Here is a 15,499-nt window from a genome sequence, read left to right on the forward strand (position 1 = left end):
GTTAATTAATGAATACCTTCCATTTTACGAGAAACCCATTTATTCAGTGTAAGTAAGATAACGAAGAGAACTAGAGCCATACCACCAATAAAGCCGAAGTAATTCGTATAACCCATGGGCTCAACGAGTTTGACAAGCTGAGCGTTGATTGCCTGTGCACTGGCATTTGTCAGGAACCAGAGACTTAGCATCTGTGAGCTGAATGCTTCAGGTGCAAGTTTGACGGATACAGAAGAACCCGTTGGCGACAGACATAACTCACCGATTACACATAGGAAGAAGGAGAGGACGAGCCACATTGGATTATAAAGTTCACCTTGACTCGTCATTGCTGGAATAATCATGATGAGGAACGAAATCCCAGCAAAGAATAAGCCTAACGCAAATTTAAGCGGTGTTGAAGGGTTGTATTTGCCCAACTTTGTCCACATTGCCGAGATGAAGGGTGCCAGCAAGACAATGAAGATAGGATTAACTGATTGGAACCATGCTGCTGGAACAGTGAAATCCACACCGAATACCTTATTGAGGTCGAGCTGGGTCTGTTCTTTAGCGAAGATACTTAGCACGTTAGCCCCTTGCTCCTGGATGGACCAAAACATAACCCCGGCAATGAAAAGTGGAATATAAGCCAGTAATCGCGAACGCTCTGTAGAGGTCACGTCATTGCTTCGGTACATGGTCAAGAAATAAAGAATCGGTAATAACACCCCAAGCACGGTTACGACGATAGAGAAAGTATTAAATGTCAGGATTCCCATGTTGAGTGTTATCACTATGATGGCAACTAAGAGAATCAACACAATAGAAATCATTTTTGTATATTTTGCTTTCTCCTGCGCGCTGAGTGGATGGGAGGGTACTGACCCTACTAAACCTAGTGAGCGTTTCTGGAAAATAATATAAGCAATAAGTGCAAGAGCCATTCCGATGGCTGCAGCTAAGAAGCCGATATGATAGTTATAGTTTTTCTGAAGCGCACCGACAATAAATGGTGACACCAGTGCACCCATATTGACAGACATGTAGAAGATAACAAATCCGGCGTCCATACGGTCATCATTTTTATGATAAAGTCCACCTACCACATTTGAAATGTTAGGTTTCATCAGCCCGGATCCTATTATAATGAGAAACATGGACGCTAAAAATGAGGGAACACCAAACGGCAGACTCATCGCGACATGTCCTGCCATAATGAGAACAGCACCATACATTAGTGAACGTCGTGAACCTAATACTCGGTCAGCGAGCCATCCCCCTATGATTCCTGTCATGAAAATCAATGCGCCGTACATTGAAGCGATGCTGGATGCAGTCGTCTGATTGATGCCGAGTCCACCGTTGACGACTTTGTCATACATGTAATAGACGAGAATGGCACGCATGCCGTAATAGCTGAACCGTTCCCAGAACTCTACGAAAAACAGAATGCCGAGTCCTTTAGGATGGCCAAAGAATCCTGTCTGAGGGACACTGTTGACCATTTCTTCTCTCGTGTATTTCATACTTCCAACCCCTAACTTTATAATTACTCATATTGTAGCGATGGACAATGGAAAGGACAATAGTTGTGTAAAAAGTTGGAATATTTAAATAATTCATAGCAAATGAAAAAGCACTCAACATGAGTGCTTTTCTTAATGAATACCATGCATTAACTTTTTGATAAGCGGACTGAACAACATGACGATGACACCAAGTCCGATGGCGATAGCACCGAAATAGCCGAAGTAATGGGCTGAGTCGATACTTGTATAGACGTTGACAAGTTGAGCATTTAAGCCTTGTGCCATTGTATTGGACAAGAACCAGATACTCATCATCTGTGCCGTGAAAGCTTGAGGCGCCAGTTTAGTGGTGGTTGATAATCCGACTGGTGATAAGCAGAGTTCTGCGACTGTTACGAGGAAGAAACTGAGCACAAGCCAGAAAGGATTGATCAGCTGCTCACCTGAAATCAGAGGGAAAATCATGACCAGGAAGCTGGAACCTGCAAGCAATAAGGCAATCCCGAACTTGATAACTGTTGGTGGGTTATAACGACCGAGACGCACCCAGAGCGATGCAACAAGCGGCGCTAATGTCACGATGAATAATGGATTCAGTGACTGGAACCAGGCAGCAGGAATCGTGAAGTCGATCAGACCATTCGTGACAATACCCAGGTCGAGCTGTGTGCGTTTATCTGAGAAGTTGGCGAGTACAGTCGAACCCTGCTCCTGAATCATCCAGAACATCACAGAAGCCAGGAATAACGGGATATAGGCAAGAAGTCGTGATTTCTCGACTTTGGTTGTCTGACGAGATAAGAACATGGTAGCGAAATAGATGACAGGCAAGACAACCCCTAATATAGAAATGGTTAAGCTGATAGTCTGTAAGTTCAGTTGGTTCAACGCATTCAGAACGAACAGATAAAGAATAATGGCAGCTAAGAGAACACCGACATATAACCATGTTTTGTTACGCGTTTCCGGTGTAATCGGATTGGGTACATTCAGACCTGAAAGCCCCAGTGTCTTTTTCGCTGTCAGCACGTAAACGACAAGGCCGAAGAACATCCCGATAGCCGCGGCTGCAAATCCGGCATGGAAACCGATACGTGTCTGCAGCAGACCGACAAGAAGCGGCGATAAGAAGGCCCCTAAGTTAATCGACATGACGAATAACGTGAATGCTGAATCAACTTTTGAGTCGTTCTTCAGGTAGAGCTCACCGACGTTAGATGAGATATTCGGTTTCAGTAACCCTGTACCGATGATCAAAAAGAATAAAGCGATTAAAAAGAGGGTGAACTGGTTCGGTAAAGAGAGCAGTATATGACCGATCATGATGAGAATGGCACCGATTAAGATGGAATGTCTCGTGCCAAGCAGACGGTCAGCTATCCAGCCGCCGATAATACCGCTCATATAGATCAGTGCGCCGTAGATGGAGACGATCTGTAAAGCAGTCCCTTCTTCGAGTCCGAAACCACCTTTTGAAACTTCATAATAAAGATAGAATGCGAGAATCGCCTTCATACCATAGTAACTGAATCGTTCCCAGAATTCTGTCACCATCAATGTGAAGAGTCCCTTAGGGTGTCCGAAGAAACCGGTTCTTGGCATACTGTTGACGATTTCTTCGCGTGTGTACTGTGACAAATTAATCTTCCTTTCCCTAAAAAAATAAAAACAATGTATCTAATATACACTGTTTTTAATTCTCTGACAATTCTAATTTATCTATTTGTAATCGTTTCCGGGTATAAATCATGGTTCATCAAGCGATAATTCGCTATTTCTTCATATTTTGAATCAGGACGACCATAGTTGGTATAAGGATCAATTGAAATACCGCCGCGTGGTGTGAACTTGCCCCATACTTCAATATAATGCGGATCCATCAGTTCTATTAAATCATTCATGATGATATTCATGCAGTCTTCGTGGAAGTCGCCGTGGTTACGGAAGCTGAAAAGATACAGCTTCAGTGATTTAGATTCTACCATCTTGATATTTGGAATGTAGCTGATGTAGATAGTGGCAAAGTCGGGTTGACCGGTTATAGGGCATAAGCTCGTGAATTCCGGACAGTTGAACTTGACGAAATAGTCACGGCCCGGGTGTTTATTATCGAACGACTCTAATATAGAGGGATCGTATTCATATAGGTATTGGTTGTGCTGATTGCCAAGCAGTGTGATGTCCTGCAGTTCATCTTTTGAACGTGTCATGGTATGACCTCCTTCATTAATCGTACTGATACTACTATAAATCTGGTGTTTACTCAAGTTTTGCTTTTTTGAACATATATAAACTTGCGCTGAAGACAATGAAGTAACCAAGAAAACTGAATATATCCGGTACTTGATTGAACAAGGCGAAGCTGATGATAGCGCTGAAAAGCACCGTTGCATAGAAGAATATGGAGATATCTTTTGCAGGCGCGTACTGATAGGCGATGGTGATTCCGAACTGGCCGATTGTCGCGAAAACACCAGACAGAATCAGATAGAACGTCTGCGTCATGGTCATGGCATGAAAATCAGATAGGACGAAGGGCATCAGGACAACAGTTGAGAAGAAAGAAAAATAGAAGACAGTGGTATAGAACTTCTCTCGCGGCCCGAGGACCCGTAACGTTGTGTATGCAAAACCTGCAAACAGAGCGCCGGCAACACCGATAAGTGCATAGAACATATCGCTTGAGAAGCTCGGCTTAATAATGAAAAGTGAGCCGATAAAAGCGACAAGGATAGCTGTCATCTGATAAGGTTTAATCTTCTCTTTCAGGAAGAGGGCACATAGGAGGATGGTAAAGAAGGGACTCAGTTTATTCAGCATATCTGAATCACTCAGCACCATATGATCGATGGTTATATAATTCAGAACGACACCGATCAGACCGAACGTGCTTCTTGCTATCAGAAGGGGCTGATTCTGCATTCGTCCGAAGAGACGTTCCCGGTGCTTGATGACAAAGTAAAGCGGAATGATCATTCCGACGAGATTGCGGAACAGCGTTTTCTGCAGGACAGGGATATCACCTGACAGTTTGACAAATGCCCCCATCAGGCTGAAGCCGAGGGAGGCGATGAGTAGAGCGAAGATACCTTTTTGTATATGATTCATGATGACGACCTTCCAAATAAGATAATTCATTTTAACATAATCATCCTAATGGGCTGGAATCCTGTCATCAAAATGTAATAATTTTTCAAAGCTATGTGTAGCAACAGGTTAAGAATTTCGGCTAAAAGTCAAGGGTCTAAATTAAAAAAAATCTGGGTATAATCGATTGAAAGAGCGAACAAACGTGCTATAATATTTCATATATCTTGTGGTGCTTCTGAGGACAAAACACAATATATTGTGTTTTGTCCTCAGATATCCTACATATTCATTTTTAGAGCGTTTTTTACATAGGAAGTGATAAATGTGAAAATAGTCTACTATTCGCTCACCGGTAATGTGAGACGTTTCTTACAAAAATCAAATTTTACTGGCGAATCATTGCTGGATATCCAGACGATTGAGGAGCCTTTTATTGTAGTGACAGGAACAATTGGCTTCGGTGAAGTGCCTGATCCAGTTCGTCAGTTCCTGAACCGGAACAGTCGTTATCTTGTAGCAGTCGCCAGCAGTGGAAACCGCAACTGGGGTCAGAATTTCGCCCGGTCAGGTGATCTGATTGCGGCTGAATACCATGTTCCGCTACTCATGAAATTTGAGCTCCATGGCAACGCGCATGACGTACAATTATTCAACGAAAAGGTGGATGAAGTAAATGAAAGTCTTAGACGACAAACAGTACAATCATATTGAACTTAATAACCAGGTGACAAAGCGTCGTGCAGATGGCTTCTTTGATATCGAAAAAGATCAGGATGCCCTTGCTGTCTACTTAGAGGAAATCAATGACAAGACTATTCATTTTGATTCACCCCTTGAACGACTCCATTATCTAGTGGACAATCAGTTCTATTATAATCTGTTTGAGGATTATTCTGAGACTGACCTTGAAGAAATTATCGCTTATGCAGAACGTCTGCCGTTTAAGTTCGCGAGTTATATGTCTGCAAGTAAGTTCTTCAAGGATTATTCGCTGAAGACAAATGATAAAAAAGCCTACCTCGAAGATTATAAAGAACACGTTGTAATCGTCAGTCTCTACCTGGCGAAAGGCCATAAAGAGAAAGCGAAGGAACTCATCAATGCTATGTTCGAGCAACGTTACCAGCCGGCCACACCGACCTTCTTGAATGCAGGCCGTGCGCGCCGTGGTGAACTTGTATCATGTTTCCTGCTGGAGGTAGATGACTCTCTGAACTCTATCAACTATATCGATTCAACAGCGAAACAACTGTCTAAGATCGGCGGCGGTGTTGCCATCAATCTCTCAAAACTTCGTGCCCGTGGTGAAGCAATCAAAGGCATCAAAGGTGTCGCAAAAGGTGTGCTGCCGGTTGCCAAAGCATTAGAAGGCGGCTTCAGTTATGCCGATCAGCTGGGTCAGCGTCCGGGAGCAGGAGCGGTCTACCTCAATATCTTCCATTATGATGTGCTCGAGTTTTTAGATACTAAGAAAGTCAACGCCGATGAAGATTTACGTCTTTCTACTATCTCAACAGGGCTCATTGTCCCTTCTAAGTTCTTTGAGCTAGCAAAAGAAGGCAAGGACTTCTTTATGTTCGCGCCTCATACAGTAGAAGCGGAATACGGACAGACATTGGATGATATTAACTTGGATGAGATGTATGACAAATTAGTGGCAAACCCTAATATTATGAAGAAATCTAAAGATGCGCGTGAAATGCTCAACATGATTGCACAGACTCAGCTGCAGTCCGGTTACCCGTACTTAATGTTCAAAGACAATGCCAATAAAGTCCATGCCAACAGCAATATCGGGCAGATCAAGATGAGTAATCTGTGCACGGAGATTTTCCAGCTGCAGGAAACGTCTGTTATCAACGATTACGGCACTGATGATGAGATTAAACGTGATATTTCATGTAACTTAGGTTCACTGAACATCGTCAACGTCATGGAATCACGTAAAGTGCGTGAATCAGTGCATACAGGTATGGATGCACTGACAACTGTCAGTGATGAAGCTGACATCAAGAATGCGCCAGGTGTCGCAAAAGCGAACCGGGAATTACATTCTGTCGGACTCGGCGTGATGAATCTGCATGGTTATCTCGCTAAAAATAAGATTGCGTATGAATCAGAAGAAGCTAAAGACTTTGCCAATACATTCTTTATGATGATGAACTACTATTCCATCGAACGATCAATGGAAATTGCCAAAGAACGTCAGGAAGTCTACGCTGACTTTGAAAAATCAGATTATAAATCCGGGGTGTATTTCGAGAAATATATCAAGGAAAGCTTTGCACCTCAATCAGAGAAAGTACAGGCACTTTTTGAAGGCATTCATATTCCGACACAAGAAGACTGGCAAGCACTGAGTGCACAGGTAAAAGAGCACGGGCTCTTCCATGCATACCGCTTAGCGATTGCGCCGACACAAAGTATTTCATATGTCCAGAACGCCACAAGTTCGGTCATGCCGATTGTTGATCAGATTGAGCGTCGTACATATGGGAATGCTGAAACCTTCTATCCGATGCCGTTCTTATCACCAGAGACGATGTGGTTCTACAAATCAGCTTTCAGTACGGATCAGATGAAACTGATTGACTTAATCGCAACAATTCAGCAGCATATCGATCAAGGTATTTCTACTATCTTATTCGTCAATTCTGAGATTTCTACGCGTGAACTATCACGACTCTACGTTTATGCCCATCATAAAGGACTTAAATCACTTTACTATACACGTAACAAACTACTGAGCGTTGAAGAATGTACAAGTTGTGCAATCTAACTAATTAATGCAAGGATGGATTAAAGATGAAAGCAGTAAACTGGAATACACAGGAAGATATGACTAACATGTTCTGGCGTCAGAATATCTCGCAGATGTGGGTGGAAACAGAATTTAAGGTTTCTAAAGATATCGCCAGCTGGAAAGAGCTGACAGAAGACGAAAAGTATACATTCAATCACGCTCTGGCCGGTCTGACAGGTCTCGATACCCAGCAAGCTGATGATGGCATGCCGCTCATTATGATGCATACAACTGATCTGCGCAAAAAGGCGGTCTACTCCTTTATGGGGATGATGGAGAATATCCATGCGAAAAGTTATTCTCATATCTTCACGACGCTCCTGCCATCAAATGAAACAGATGAGCTGTTGAACGAGTGGGTACCAAGTGAGCCTCATTTGACTTATAAAGCCAACCGTATTTTAGAGAAATATCATAAACTCTGGACGAAGGAAGCGAGTGTTTATGATCAGTACATGGCGCGTGTGGCATCTGTATTCCTGGAAACATTCCTCTTCTACAGTGGCTTCTACTATCCACTGTACTTAGCCGGCCAGGGCAGAATGACCACTTCAGGTGAAATCATCCGTAAGATCCTGCTCGATGAATCGATTCATGGTGTCTTTACAGGACTGGATGCACAGAGCCTGCGCAATGAATTATCAGAAGATGATAAGCTGAGAGCGGATAAAGAAATGTATGCAATGCTGGATGATCTGTACCGCAATGAGGAGTCATATACACGTGAACTATATAATCGTGTCGGGCTGACAGAAGACGTACTGAATTATGTGAAATATAACGGGAACAAAGCGCTTGCTAACTTAGGATTTGAACCTTACTTCGAAGAGCGTGGCTTCAATCCAATCATCGAGAATGCACTGAATACAAGTACCAAGAACCATGATTTCTTCAGTGTGAAAGGTGATGGCTACGTCCTCGCACTAAATGTTGAAGCACTGACAGACGAAGATTTCATATTTGAATAAAATGAACCCATCACAATGTGTATATTGTGATGGGTTTTTTAGAGCGAATTGTATAGCAGGCGAGCAACGTCCCGCAAAATGGATCTGCGGGACGATACGTGATGAAAAGCGCCTCTATGTGAAGAGCAACGTCCCGCAAACAGAATCTGCGGGACTTTACTCATTCCAATCTCATAACTTCTCTTATTTTGTTTCTCGGTGCAACGTGTATTTCTTTAAACGCGGACAATATTTCATCAGTTCGATACGTTCAGGGTTATGACGTTTATTTTTCTTCGTGATATAGTTGCGGTCTCCGCATTCTGTACAAGCTAAAGTAACATTTACTCTCATTTTGATTGCTCCTTATATTATAGTGTGATTTCTGCATCCTACTCTTTTACGGTAGTAGGTGATGGATCAGACATGTCTCAACAGTGAAATTCATTGGAAGGCAGGCATTATCCAAGACAATAATACCTGATGACAGTCATTCATCCACCTACAATTCGTAATTGTTACGATTTATAATATTACGCTAAAAACCTATAAAAGTAAAGAGGCTCCTGAAATTTTGTCAGAAAAAGAAACACTGCTAGTCAAGTCGGCTTCTGTCACGATTTCGACATTGATTAATAGAGGAAGAATCAAGATAATAGGAAATGACTGACAAATAGAAAGGGAGTTATACAATGAAGAAACTAGTCGTTATCCTGTCTGCCGGCCTTATACTTGCTGCGTGCGGTCAGACTGAAGAAAAGCATGACCATGCCAAACAGGAGACAGCATCAGTAGAGCCTGTTAAGGTGGCTCTCAGCGTCCCGGAAAAAGCGGAAGCAGGTCATGAAGTTAAATTGACAGCAAAAGTCACCCAGGATGGAAAAGCAATCAATGATGCTGATGAAGTCATGTTTGAAATCATCAAAGATGGAGACAAAGACAAATCGACTAAAAAAATGGTGAAAGAAGCTAAAGACGGTGTCTATGAACTGCCTTATACATTTGATGAGGATGGCAGCTATCAGGTGATCAGTCACGTCACAGCTAAAAGTCAGCACACGATGCCTGATAAAACCATTACAATCGGCAATGTCAAACATAACGAACATGCACATCACGAAGGTGCTATTCACGTGATGCCGATTAAAGCCGTGAAAGGTGAACCGACTGACTTCATGATCCACGTAAAAGATGAAGCGGGTAAAGCGAAAGAAAAACTGATGACGCGTTTAGAAGTGATGATGCCTGACGGTAAAACTAAATGGGTTGACCTGAAAGAAACAAAAGCGGGTCAGTATGAAGGCCAGGAAACATTTGATGAAGCTGGGAAATATACAGTGACCGCACATGCGGAAAATAAAGAAGGTTTCCACGTCCATACGGATGCAACGTTCACATTAAAATAAGAGACAGGCGGCTGCCTGTCTCTTATTTGATTTGTTCGAAATAAGGGTCATCCAAGTGATTGGCCTGAAGATGTTCAACCTGTAAAGTAGTATGATCGAGCTTGTAGGTTTCCTTCAGCATCGCCGCCAGCTCATTGATGACCTGATAGTTCTCAGCATCACTTCTGTTATCCACGACGACGTGGGCAGACAGATTATAATGACCGGTTGTAATAGCGGATAAATGGAACTCGTGGACATCCAGGACATTCGGATGCTCTTTCATCCGCGCGATGATTTCATCTGTATCCAATCCATCAGGCACTTTCTCCATCAGAATATCCCAGGCGTTCTTAACAATCTTATAACCACCGCGGAAGATGATAAGTGAAATCAAAATACTTAGGATAGGGTCAATCAGCACCCAATGCGTGAAATAGATGACCACAACGGCAACAATGACGCCGACAGAATTTAAAAGGTCACCGATGAAATGCCAGAGCGCACTCTGAACATTGATATTATCTTCACCCTTCAATGACCGGGCAAGGATAAGGGTCAGAATGATGTTAACCACCAGACCGATCAGTGAGATAGTCAGCATCAGTTTCACATCAACTTGCTGTGGATGCACAATACGCATAATGCCTTCATAACAGATACCGAGAGCGATGACGACAAGCGCAAGCCCGTTGAGCAGTGCCGCCAGAATTTCAAGTCTTAAGTAGCCGAAGGTATAACGGGCAGTAGGGGCTTTTGCTGCGAAGTAAATCGCAATCATCGACAGCCCAAGTGCTAATACATCGCTCAGCATATGGGCAGAGTCAGACAGAAGGGCGAGTGAGTTCGACAGAATACCGCCGACAACTTCAACAATTGTAAAAAATAAAGTGATTAAAAGAGACGCCCAGAGCGTCTTTTTGGAGCCTTGCTGTTCTTTTAGGTGTTCAACGTGATGGTAGTAATGAGGCTGACTGTATGTTTTTCTCATAGTTATTCTCCTTGAGTCGCAGTGATTTTATTGTTCTCATATACAATTCTACCCCCAAGGTGACCTGTGTAAGCAAGGAAGCCGCTTCCAAGTACAGAAAGAATCAGGACAACGATTAATAATTCTTTTCTGAATCTGGTGCTGAAGTGTGTGTACACTTTAATGACAGCGGCAGCACCGAACAAGAACATGGAAGTAAGCGCCATCTGTTCATGCTGGTGAATCAGCCCTTCAACTTCTCCGAAATGCATTTCAGCGAAACGCTCGGCGCTGTCACCGGTCATATAGGAGACAATCCCTGTTACAACACCCGCCACTAGAAGAATAGTGCCGGTCATGTTAAGCTGACCTCTGTATTTCAGTGAAACGAGCTCAATAATAGTGGCAAGTAATAATAAGGCAATGGGAAAGTGCACGATCAATGGATGTAATGGCATGTATAAAACCTCTCTTCTATTTGATGAGAAAAAGATAACATGCCAAACTGACAGTAAACTGACAAAGCTATATTTTTTTAAATTTTATTTCTAAGACAAAGCCATGATCATTATACGCCTGATACAGGCCGTTATGCTGACTGACTATAGATTTTAAAAGTGCAAGGCCTATCCCGGATCCAGCAATATGCTGCTGTCCGTGCGCACGGTAGAAACGGTCGAAAATATAGGGCAGGGCTTCAGCAGGCACGCCGGAGCCGTTATCTCTGAAAGTCAGAAGTGCGTCTGCTCCGTCAGACTGCAGGGTTAAATGAATCTGGACATCTGGATGGTTGTACTTCCGGGCATTGTCAGTCAGGATATAAAGGAGCCGTTTAAGTGCCTGACTGTCTCCTGGTATAAAAATGTCAGGTTCAACCGACGCTATGATATTCAGTTTCCGTGCGTTAGTCTTACAGAGTGCTGAAAGGTTGAGCGGCACCCGCTCTATTGTTTCAGACATCTGGGTAAGATCACTGATCAGAGCGGACATATCAGCGATTTCACTGCGCATATCATGTAGCGCGTCCTCACTTTCATCAGATAATTTCTCTCCGTCAAATAATCTGATGACATCAGTGGCGGCCTGCATGACGGCAAGCGGTGTTTTCAGTTCGTGGGTTGCATCCTGAATAAACTGGCGCTCCCGCTCCATGCCTTTCTCATAAGGTTCAATCGCCCGCTTAGCGAATAGATAGCTGATCAGTGCAATCAGAATGACGTAAAGAATGACCAGACTGATGAGTGTCGTACGCAGCTGCTTTAAGCCATGATAGGCTTCTGTGGAATCATGAATCGTATAGATCCAGTAAGTCTTGGTCTGTACTTTGACGGCGCTGCTGGCGACGGTGAAATGTCGCTCGTCCATGGAATAGAGCTGATGATGCAACTGCTGTTCTGGTAAGCGCTGATAGAGGTCATTGATCAGTTCCTGACCAAAGTGTGAGGACTTGACGATACGCTTGCCGTCAGTGATGAAATAAAGCACAGGTTCCTCGTCTGAAGAAGAATCTTTGAGGGATAACCGCAAACCATCAGCTGTCCTGATAAAATGTTCCTCTTTCTCTTCGGCTATTTTCTGACGAGACTCCAGCTGCTGTTGGTAACGGATACTTGATGACAGGCTGAAATAAGCGATGAGTGAAAAAGAGAGAAGAAGCAGAAAGATAAGCGCAGCAAAGAATACAAATAAACGCTTCAACTGATTATTCACTGAGCTGATATCCGATATTTCTGCTGGCTTTGATTCTGACAGGACCGATTTTTTTACGGAGACGACCGACTAATGCTTCGACTGCATTCTCGCTGACGTCATCATCCAGCCGCCACACCTTGTCTAAAATCAGTTCTTTTGATATCATCCCTTGCTGATGATGGAGAAGGAGCTCAAGTAGCAGATGCTCTTTATGGGTCAAAGACAGCGCCTGACCCTCCTGTGTGATGAGACCATTCTCTGTGTTAAGTGTCAGCGAACCGAACGTGATGACCGAAGATATACGTTTTTCTGCACGTCTATTAAGGGCCATGATGCGCATATTCAGTTCTTCTATGTCAAAAGGCTTCGTGATATAGTCGTCTGCACCTTGTGTGAATCCAGCCAGCTTATCATCTATCTCACCTTTGGCAGTGAGCAGAATAATAGGGGTATCAATGCGTTCTGCCCGCAGCTCGGCGATGATCTCCAGACCGCTTAGAGTGGGGAGCATCCAGTCGATCAGCAGGATGTCCGGAGAAGCGGCGCGGGCATATTCGAGGCCATCAGCACCGTCTATCTGCCAGTTCACTGTATGGTGCTTCTTCTCAAGCAGCATCTTCGTCATCCTGCCTAACTTCAGATCATCTTCAATCAATAATATATTCATTATCTCACTCCTATCAAAAAAGCAGCAGATTAGTCTGCTGCTTTTTCACCTATTACTCTGACTTCCGGCTGCAATTCCACACCGGCATTTTCAAGAACAGTGGCCTGGACATAGGCAATCATCTCTTCATAATCCGTTGCGGTGCCGTTATCGACATTGACGATGAAGCCGGCGTGTTTGGTGCTGACTTCGACTCCTCCGATACGATGACCTTGCAGACCCGCCTGCTGAATCAGCTGGCCAGCGAAATGGCCGGGAGGTCTTCTGAACACACTGCCGCATGACGGATATTCAAGCGGCTGCTTTTCTTCACGTCGTTGCGTCAGGTCATCCATTTTAGCTTGAATGACAGTAACATCACCGCGTTCTAGATTGAATGTAGCTTCAAGGACAACAAGATGCTGACTCTGTATAGAACTCGTTCTGTAATCCAGTTCGAGCTCTTCTTTGGAAAGAGTCAGGATGTCACCTTCTTCATTGACCACTTTCGCGTGGTCGATACAATCTTTGACTTCGCCGCCATATGCTCCGGCGTTCATATAGACAGCTCCGCCGATTGAGCCGGGTATCCCGCAAGCGAATTCCAGCCCGGTCAGATGATGGTCACGTGCGATTCTTGAGACCTCGATAATAGCTGCCCCGCTTCCTGCGATGATCTGATCATATTCGACCTGGACATCAGTGAAGTTGAGGAGGCTCAGAACGATGCCGCGGATACCGCCATCCCGGATGATGATATTTGAGCCGTTACCCAGAAAGGTGACCGGAATGTCGTGTTTCTTGGCAAACTTCATAATGAGACTGACTTCTTCGTAGCGATGGGGTGAAATATAGAGGTCGGCATGGCCGCCGGTTTTAGTATAAGTATATTTCTTCAGGGATTCGTCTACTTTAATCCGTTCACGTGGGATAAGAGTGGACAGTTCTTCTAGTAATGAATTTTCAATCATGGCGTTCGCCCTTTCGTACAATCTTAATAACCATTATAGCAATTTTAATGCTTATTTGCGATACGCAGCCTGAACCAGTCCGCTTTGGCTGATTCATAATCCTTCTTTTGCAGGTGCCGGATACTTGCTTTATAGGCCCTGAACTCTGCAGCCAACGTTTCGGACTCGGTAAGCATGTCCTGAGCAGCCTGGTAATGAAGGGCTTTAGTGCTTTGATCTTCCACGATGTGCAGCCGGCATCTTTCCTGCAATGAAATCAGGTCGTGAAACTCACTGAAGACACATTTCTTGTGATAAGGGTGGTGAAGGCGATAAAATCCTGCTTGGTTGAGGCGTTTCTCGTCAAGTGTGGTCATGGCATGTAAACTCGGTACAATCACCAGGATGTCCATAATTCCATCGTCGCCTAAAGCAGTACTGCCGATATGCTGAACATCGATTACAGGTGAATCCAGAAGATCCAGCAGCATGCGGCGTTTATCGTTGAATTGGTTCTGAATATCAGTCATGAAATAACCTCTGTCATTATTTAGTATTTATATTGCTGAGCGGTTTAGTTATAATAGGGTAAGCAAGGAGTAGATATATGAATATAAAATTCTATGGTCTTATGCTGTTCGCTATCATTTTTTTAGCGGGATGCGGGAATAGTCTGCATGCCGATATTAAAGATTATAAGATGCAGATGAAAGATGTTCAATCTGAAGAAAAGAAATTAGTGAAATATATCGATGAGCTGGCACTGGACAAAGTTGACCAGCTGATAGGTTCAGAAGTGACAGACCAGAAAAAGAGAAATTTACAGGAAAAAGAGCAGGTCATTCAAAATAAAGTCTTACCTCAGCTCGCAGTATATGAAGATAAAATGAATAAAGTGAAGGTGGATAATCCGGATATACAGGAGGTCCATGATATTTATATCAGTAACTTTGATGAGAAAAAGACATTTATCCATAACATCTATACTTATATCTCACTTTATAATCATTCAATAGAATCTAACGAGGAAATTCTAGGTTATACCCAGATCTTTGAGAAGAATAAGAAAACAAGTGAGAAATATGCAGCATTAGCTTCAGCGGAGAAAAAGGAAGCAAAAGATTACAATCAATTAACGCAGGTCATCAATCATAACAACGAAGAACTGAAAACGCATGTCGAAGAGTTGATGAATACCTCTGAAACATCCAGACGGATTGCTTTTATCGATAATAAACTGATACCGCTGCTCAACGGTCACGTAAAGTCTCTTAATCAGATTCATCTGACTGCTGAAAATACATTACGCTTAAGGCAGTCGCAGCTTGAAATCTACTATAGCTTGATCAGTTACTACAAAGAACGCAAGACCGCAATGAAAATAGAGGAGAAACTCAGAAAATTACCCGTTCAGAATATCCTGTCAAAAGCCAAAGAAATCAAGACATTAGATAACCGGTATTACCAGGCACTAAAAAAACTTGAAGAGCAGGACTGACTCTTCA

General features: G+C 43.3%; 16 protein-coding genes. 5 read left to right on the forward strand and 11 right to left on the reverse strand.

The genetic code is table 11. The annotated features are described in order from the left end of the window. Window positions 1-5: 5 nt before the first annotated feature. From QSV55_RS02975 to QSV55_RS02990, 4 genes are all read right to left on the reverse strand, one after another. The gene (locus QSV55_RS02975) at window positions 6-1,508 is read right to left on the reverse strand and encodes a peptide MFS transporter (protein ID WP_289650640.1); all 1,503 of its coding nucleotides are present in this window, start codon (window positions 1,506-1,508) and stop codon (window positions 6-8) included. Between the two features lie 132 nt (window positions 1,509-1,640). Next, window positions 1,641-3,113 (reverse strand): peptide MFS transporter, encoded by a 1,473-nt coding sequence (locus QSV55_RS02980; protein ID WP_289651039.1) that lies wholly within the window; start codon window positions 3,111-3,113, stop codon window positions 1,641-1,643. A 113-nt stretch (window positions 3,114-3,226) separates the two neighbouring features. Continuing rightward, window positions 3,227-3,721 (reverse strand): preQ(1) synthase, encoded by a 495-nt coding sequence (queF, locus tag QSV55_RS02985; RefSeq protein WP_289650641.1) that lies wholly within the window; start codon window positions 3,719-3,721, stop codon window positions 3,227-3,229. 49 nt (window positions 3,722-3,770) lie between these two features. Further along, complete coding sequence (locus QSV55_RS02990; protein ID WP_289651040.1) at window positions 3,771-4,619, reverse strand: DMT family transporter; 849 nt, start codon at window positions 4,617-4,619, stop codon at window positions 3,771-3,773. 306 nt (window positions 4,620-4,925) lie between these two features. Between QSV55_RS02990 and nrdI the strand changes: the two genes are divergently transcribed. The 3 genes from nrdI to nrdF are packed head-to-tail and all read left to right on the forward strand — an operon-like array spanning window position 4,926 to window position 8,372. Then, complete coding sequence (gene nrdI / locus QSV55_RS02995) at window positions 4,926-5,312, forward strand: class Ib ribonucleoside-diphosphate reductase assembly flavoprotein NrdI (RefSeq protein ID WP_133451393.1); 387 nt, start codon at window positions 4,926-4,928, stop codon at window positions 5,310-5,312. Beyond that, a complete protein-coding gene (nrdE, locus tag QSV55_RS03000) occupies window positions 5,275-7,380 on the forward strand; it encodes a class 1b ribonucleoside-diphosphate reductase subunit alpha (RefSeq protein WP_289650642.1) in 2,106 nt (701 codons plus the stop codon). The genes nrdI and nrdE overlap by 38 nt, the downstream gene beginning before the upstream one ends. A gap of 26 nt (window positions 7,381-7,406) precedes the next feature. Beyond that, on the forward strand, window positions 7,407-8,372 hold the full coding sequence (gene nrdF, locus QSV55_RS03005) for a class 1b ribonucleoside-diphosphate reductase subunit beta (protein ID WP_289650643.1): 966 nt from the start codon (window positions 7,407-7,409) through the stop codon (window positions 8,370-8,372). A 183-nt stretch (window positions 8,373-8,555) separates the two neighbouring features. Here nrdF and rpmG read toward each other — a convergent pair whose 3' ends face one another. Further along, entirely contained in the window at window positions 8,556-8,705 is a 150-nt protein-coding gene (gene rpmG / locus QSV55_RS03010) for a 50S ribosomal protein L33 (protein ID WP_289650644.1), read from the reverse strand. 338 nt (window positions 8,706-9,043) lie between these two features. On the opposite strand from rpmG, the gene QSV55_RS03015 reads away from it, so the two are divergent. Further along, window positions 9,044-9,757, forward strand: coding sequence for a FixH family protein (locus QSV55_RS03015; protein WP_289650645.1), 714 nt, complete (start codon window positions 9,044-9,046; stop codon window positions 9,755-9,757). Between the two features lie 22 nt (window positions 9,758-9,779). Here the strand turns inward: QSV55_RS03015 and QSV55_RS03020 are convergent, their stop codons facing one another. From QSV55_RS03020 to QSV55_RS03045, 6 genes are all read right to left on the reverse strand, one after another. Continuing rightward, window positions 9,780-10,727 carry a cation diffusion facilitator family transporter gene (locus QSV55_RS03020; protein WP_434784203.1) on the reverse strand — a complete coding sequence of 316 codons (948 nt, stop codon included), beginning with the start codon at window positions 10,725-10,727 and terminating at the stop codon, window positions 9,780-9,782. A gap of 2 nt (window positions 10,728-10,729) precedes the next feature. Beyond that, window positions 10,730-11,164, reverse strand: coding sequence for a DUF2231 domain-containing protein (locus QSV55_RS03025; RefSeq protein WP_289650646.1), 435 nt, complete (start codon window positions 11,162-11,164; stop codon window positions 10,730-10,732). A gap of 67 nt (window positions 11,165-11,231) precedes the next feature. Then, window positions 11,232-12,416 carry a sensor histidine kinase gene (locus QSV55_RS03030; protein ID WP_289650647.1) on the reverse strand — a complete coding sequence of 395 codons (1,185 nt, stop codon included), beginning with the start codon at window positions 12,414-12,416 and terminating at the stop codon, window positions 11,232-11,234. Further along, entirely contained in the window at window positions 12,409-13,065 is a 657-nt protein-coding gene (locus QSV55_RS03035) for a response regulator transcription factor (RefSeq protein WP_289650648.1), read from the reverse strand. The genes QSV55_RS03030 and QSV55_RS03035 overlap by 8 nt, the downstream gene beginning before the upstream one ends. Before the next feature lie 29 nt (window positions 13,066-13,094). After that, window positions 13,095-14,015: a UDP-N-acetylmuramate dehydrogenase gene (gene murB / locus QSV55_RS03040; RefSeq protein ID WP_289650649.1), complete on the reverse strand. Its 921-nt coding sequence runs from the start codon at window positions 14,013-14,015 to the stop codon at window positions 13,095-13,097. A 44-nt stretch (window positions 14,016-14,059) separates the two neighbouring features. Beyond that, window positions 14,060-14,524: a GrpB family protein gene (locus QSV55_RS03045; RefSeq protein WP_289650650.1), complete on the reverse strand. Its 465-nt coding sequence runs from the start codon at window positions 14,522-14,524 to the stop codon at window positions 14,060-14,062. Between the two features lie 77 nt (window positions 14,525-14,601). Between QSV55_RS03045 and QSV55_RS03050 the strand changes: the two genes are divergently transcribed. Next, entirely contained in the window at window positions 14,602-15,492 is an 891-nt protein-coding gene (locus QSV55_RS03050) for an EMYY motif lipoprotein (protein WP_289650651.1), read from the forward strand. Window positions 15,493-15,499 lie beyond the last annotated feature (7 nt).

The organism is Macrococcus bovicus, assembly GCF_030376725.1.
Classification (GTDB): Bacteria; Bacillota; Bacilli; order Staphylococcales; family Staphylococcaceae; genus Macrococcus; species Macrococcus bovicus.

Bases quoted from the DNA above. Each gene is read 5' to 3' on its own strand.
- QSV55_RS02975 (WP_289650640.1), bottom strand. From the start codon at position 1,508: ATGAAATACACGAGAGAAGAAATGGTCAACAGTGTCCCTCAGACAGGA.
- QSV55_RS02980 (WP_289651039.1), bottom strand. From the start codon at position 3,113: ATGCCAAGAACCGGTTTCTTCGGACACCCTAAGGGACTCTTCACATTG.
- queF (WP_289650641.1), bottom strand. From the start codon at position 3,721: ATGACACGTTCAAAAGATGAACTGCAGGACATCACACTGCTTGGCAAT.
- QSV55_RS02990 (WP_289651040.1), bottom strand. From the start codon at position 4,619: ATGAATCATATACAAAAAGGTATCTTCGCTCTACTCATCGCCTCCCTC.
- nrdE (WP_289650642.1), top strand. From the start codon at position 5,275: ATGAAAGTCTTAGACGACAAACAGTACAATCATATTGAACTTAATAAC.
- nrdF (WP_289650643.1), top strand. From the start codon at position 7,407: ATGAAAGCAGTAAACTGGAATACACAGGAAGATATGACTAACATGTTC.
- rpmG (WP_289650644.1), bottom strand. From the start codon at position 8,705: ATGAGAGTAAATGTTACTTTAGCTTGTACAGAATGCGGAGACCGCAAC.
- QSV55_RS03015 (WP_289650645.1), top strand. From the start codon at position 9,044: ATGAAGAAACTAGTCGTTATCCTGTCTGCCGGCCTTATACTTGCTGCG.
- QSV55_RS03020 (WP_434784203.1), bottom strand. From the start codon at position 10,727: ATGAGAAAAACATACAGTCAGCCTCATTACTACCATCACGTTGAACAC.
- QSV55_RS03025 (WP_289650646.1), bottom strand. From the start codon at position 11,164: ATGCCATTACATCCATTGATCGTGCACTTTCCCATTGCCTTATTATTA.
- QSV55_RS03035 (WP_289650648.1), bottom strand. From the start codon at position 13,065: ATGAATATATTATTGATTGAAGATGATCTGAAGTTAGGCAGGATGACG.
- murB (WP_289650649.1), bottom strand. From the start codon at position 14,015: ATGATTGAAAATTCATTACTAGAAGAACTGTCCACTCTTATCCCACGT.
- QSV55_RS03045 (WP_289650650.1), bottom strand. From the start codon at position 14,524: ATGACTGATATTCAGAACCAATTCAACGATAAACGCCGCATGCTGCTG.
- QSV55_RS03050 (WP_289650651.1), top strand. From the start codon at position 14,602: ATGAATATAAAATTCTATGGTCTTATGCTGTTCGCTATCATTTTTTTA.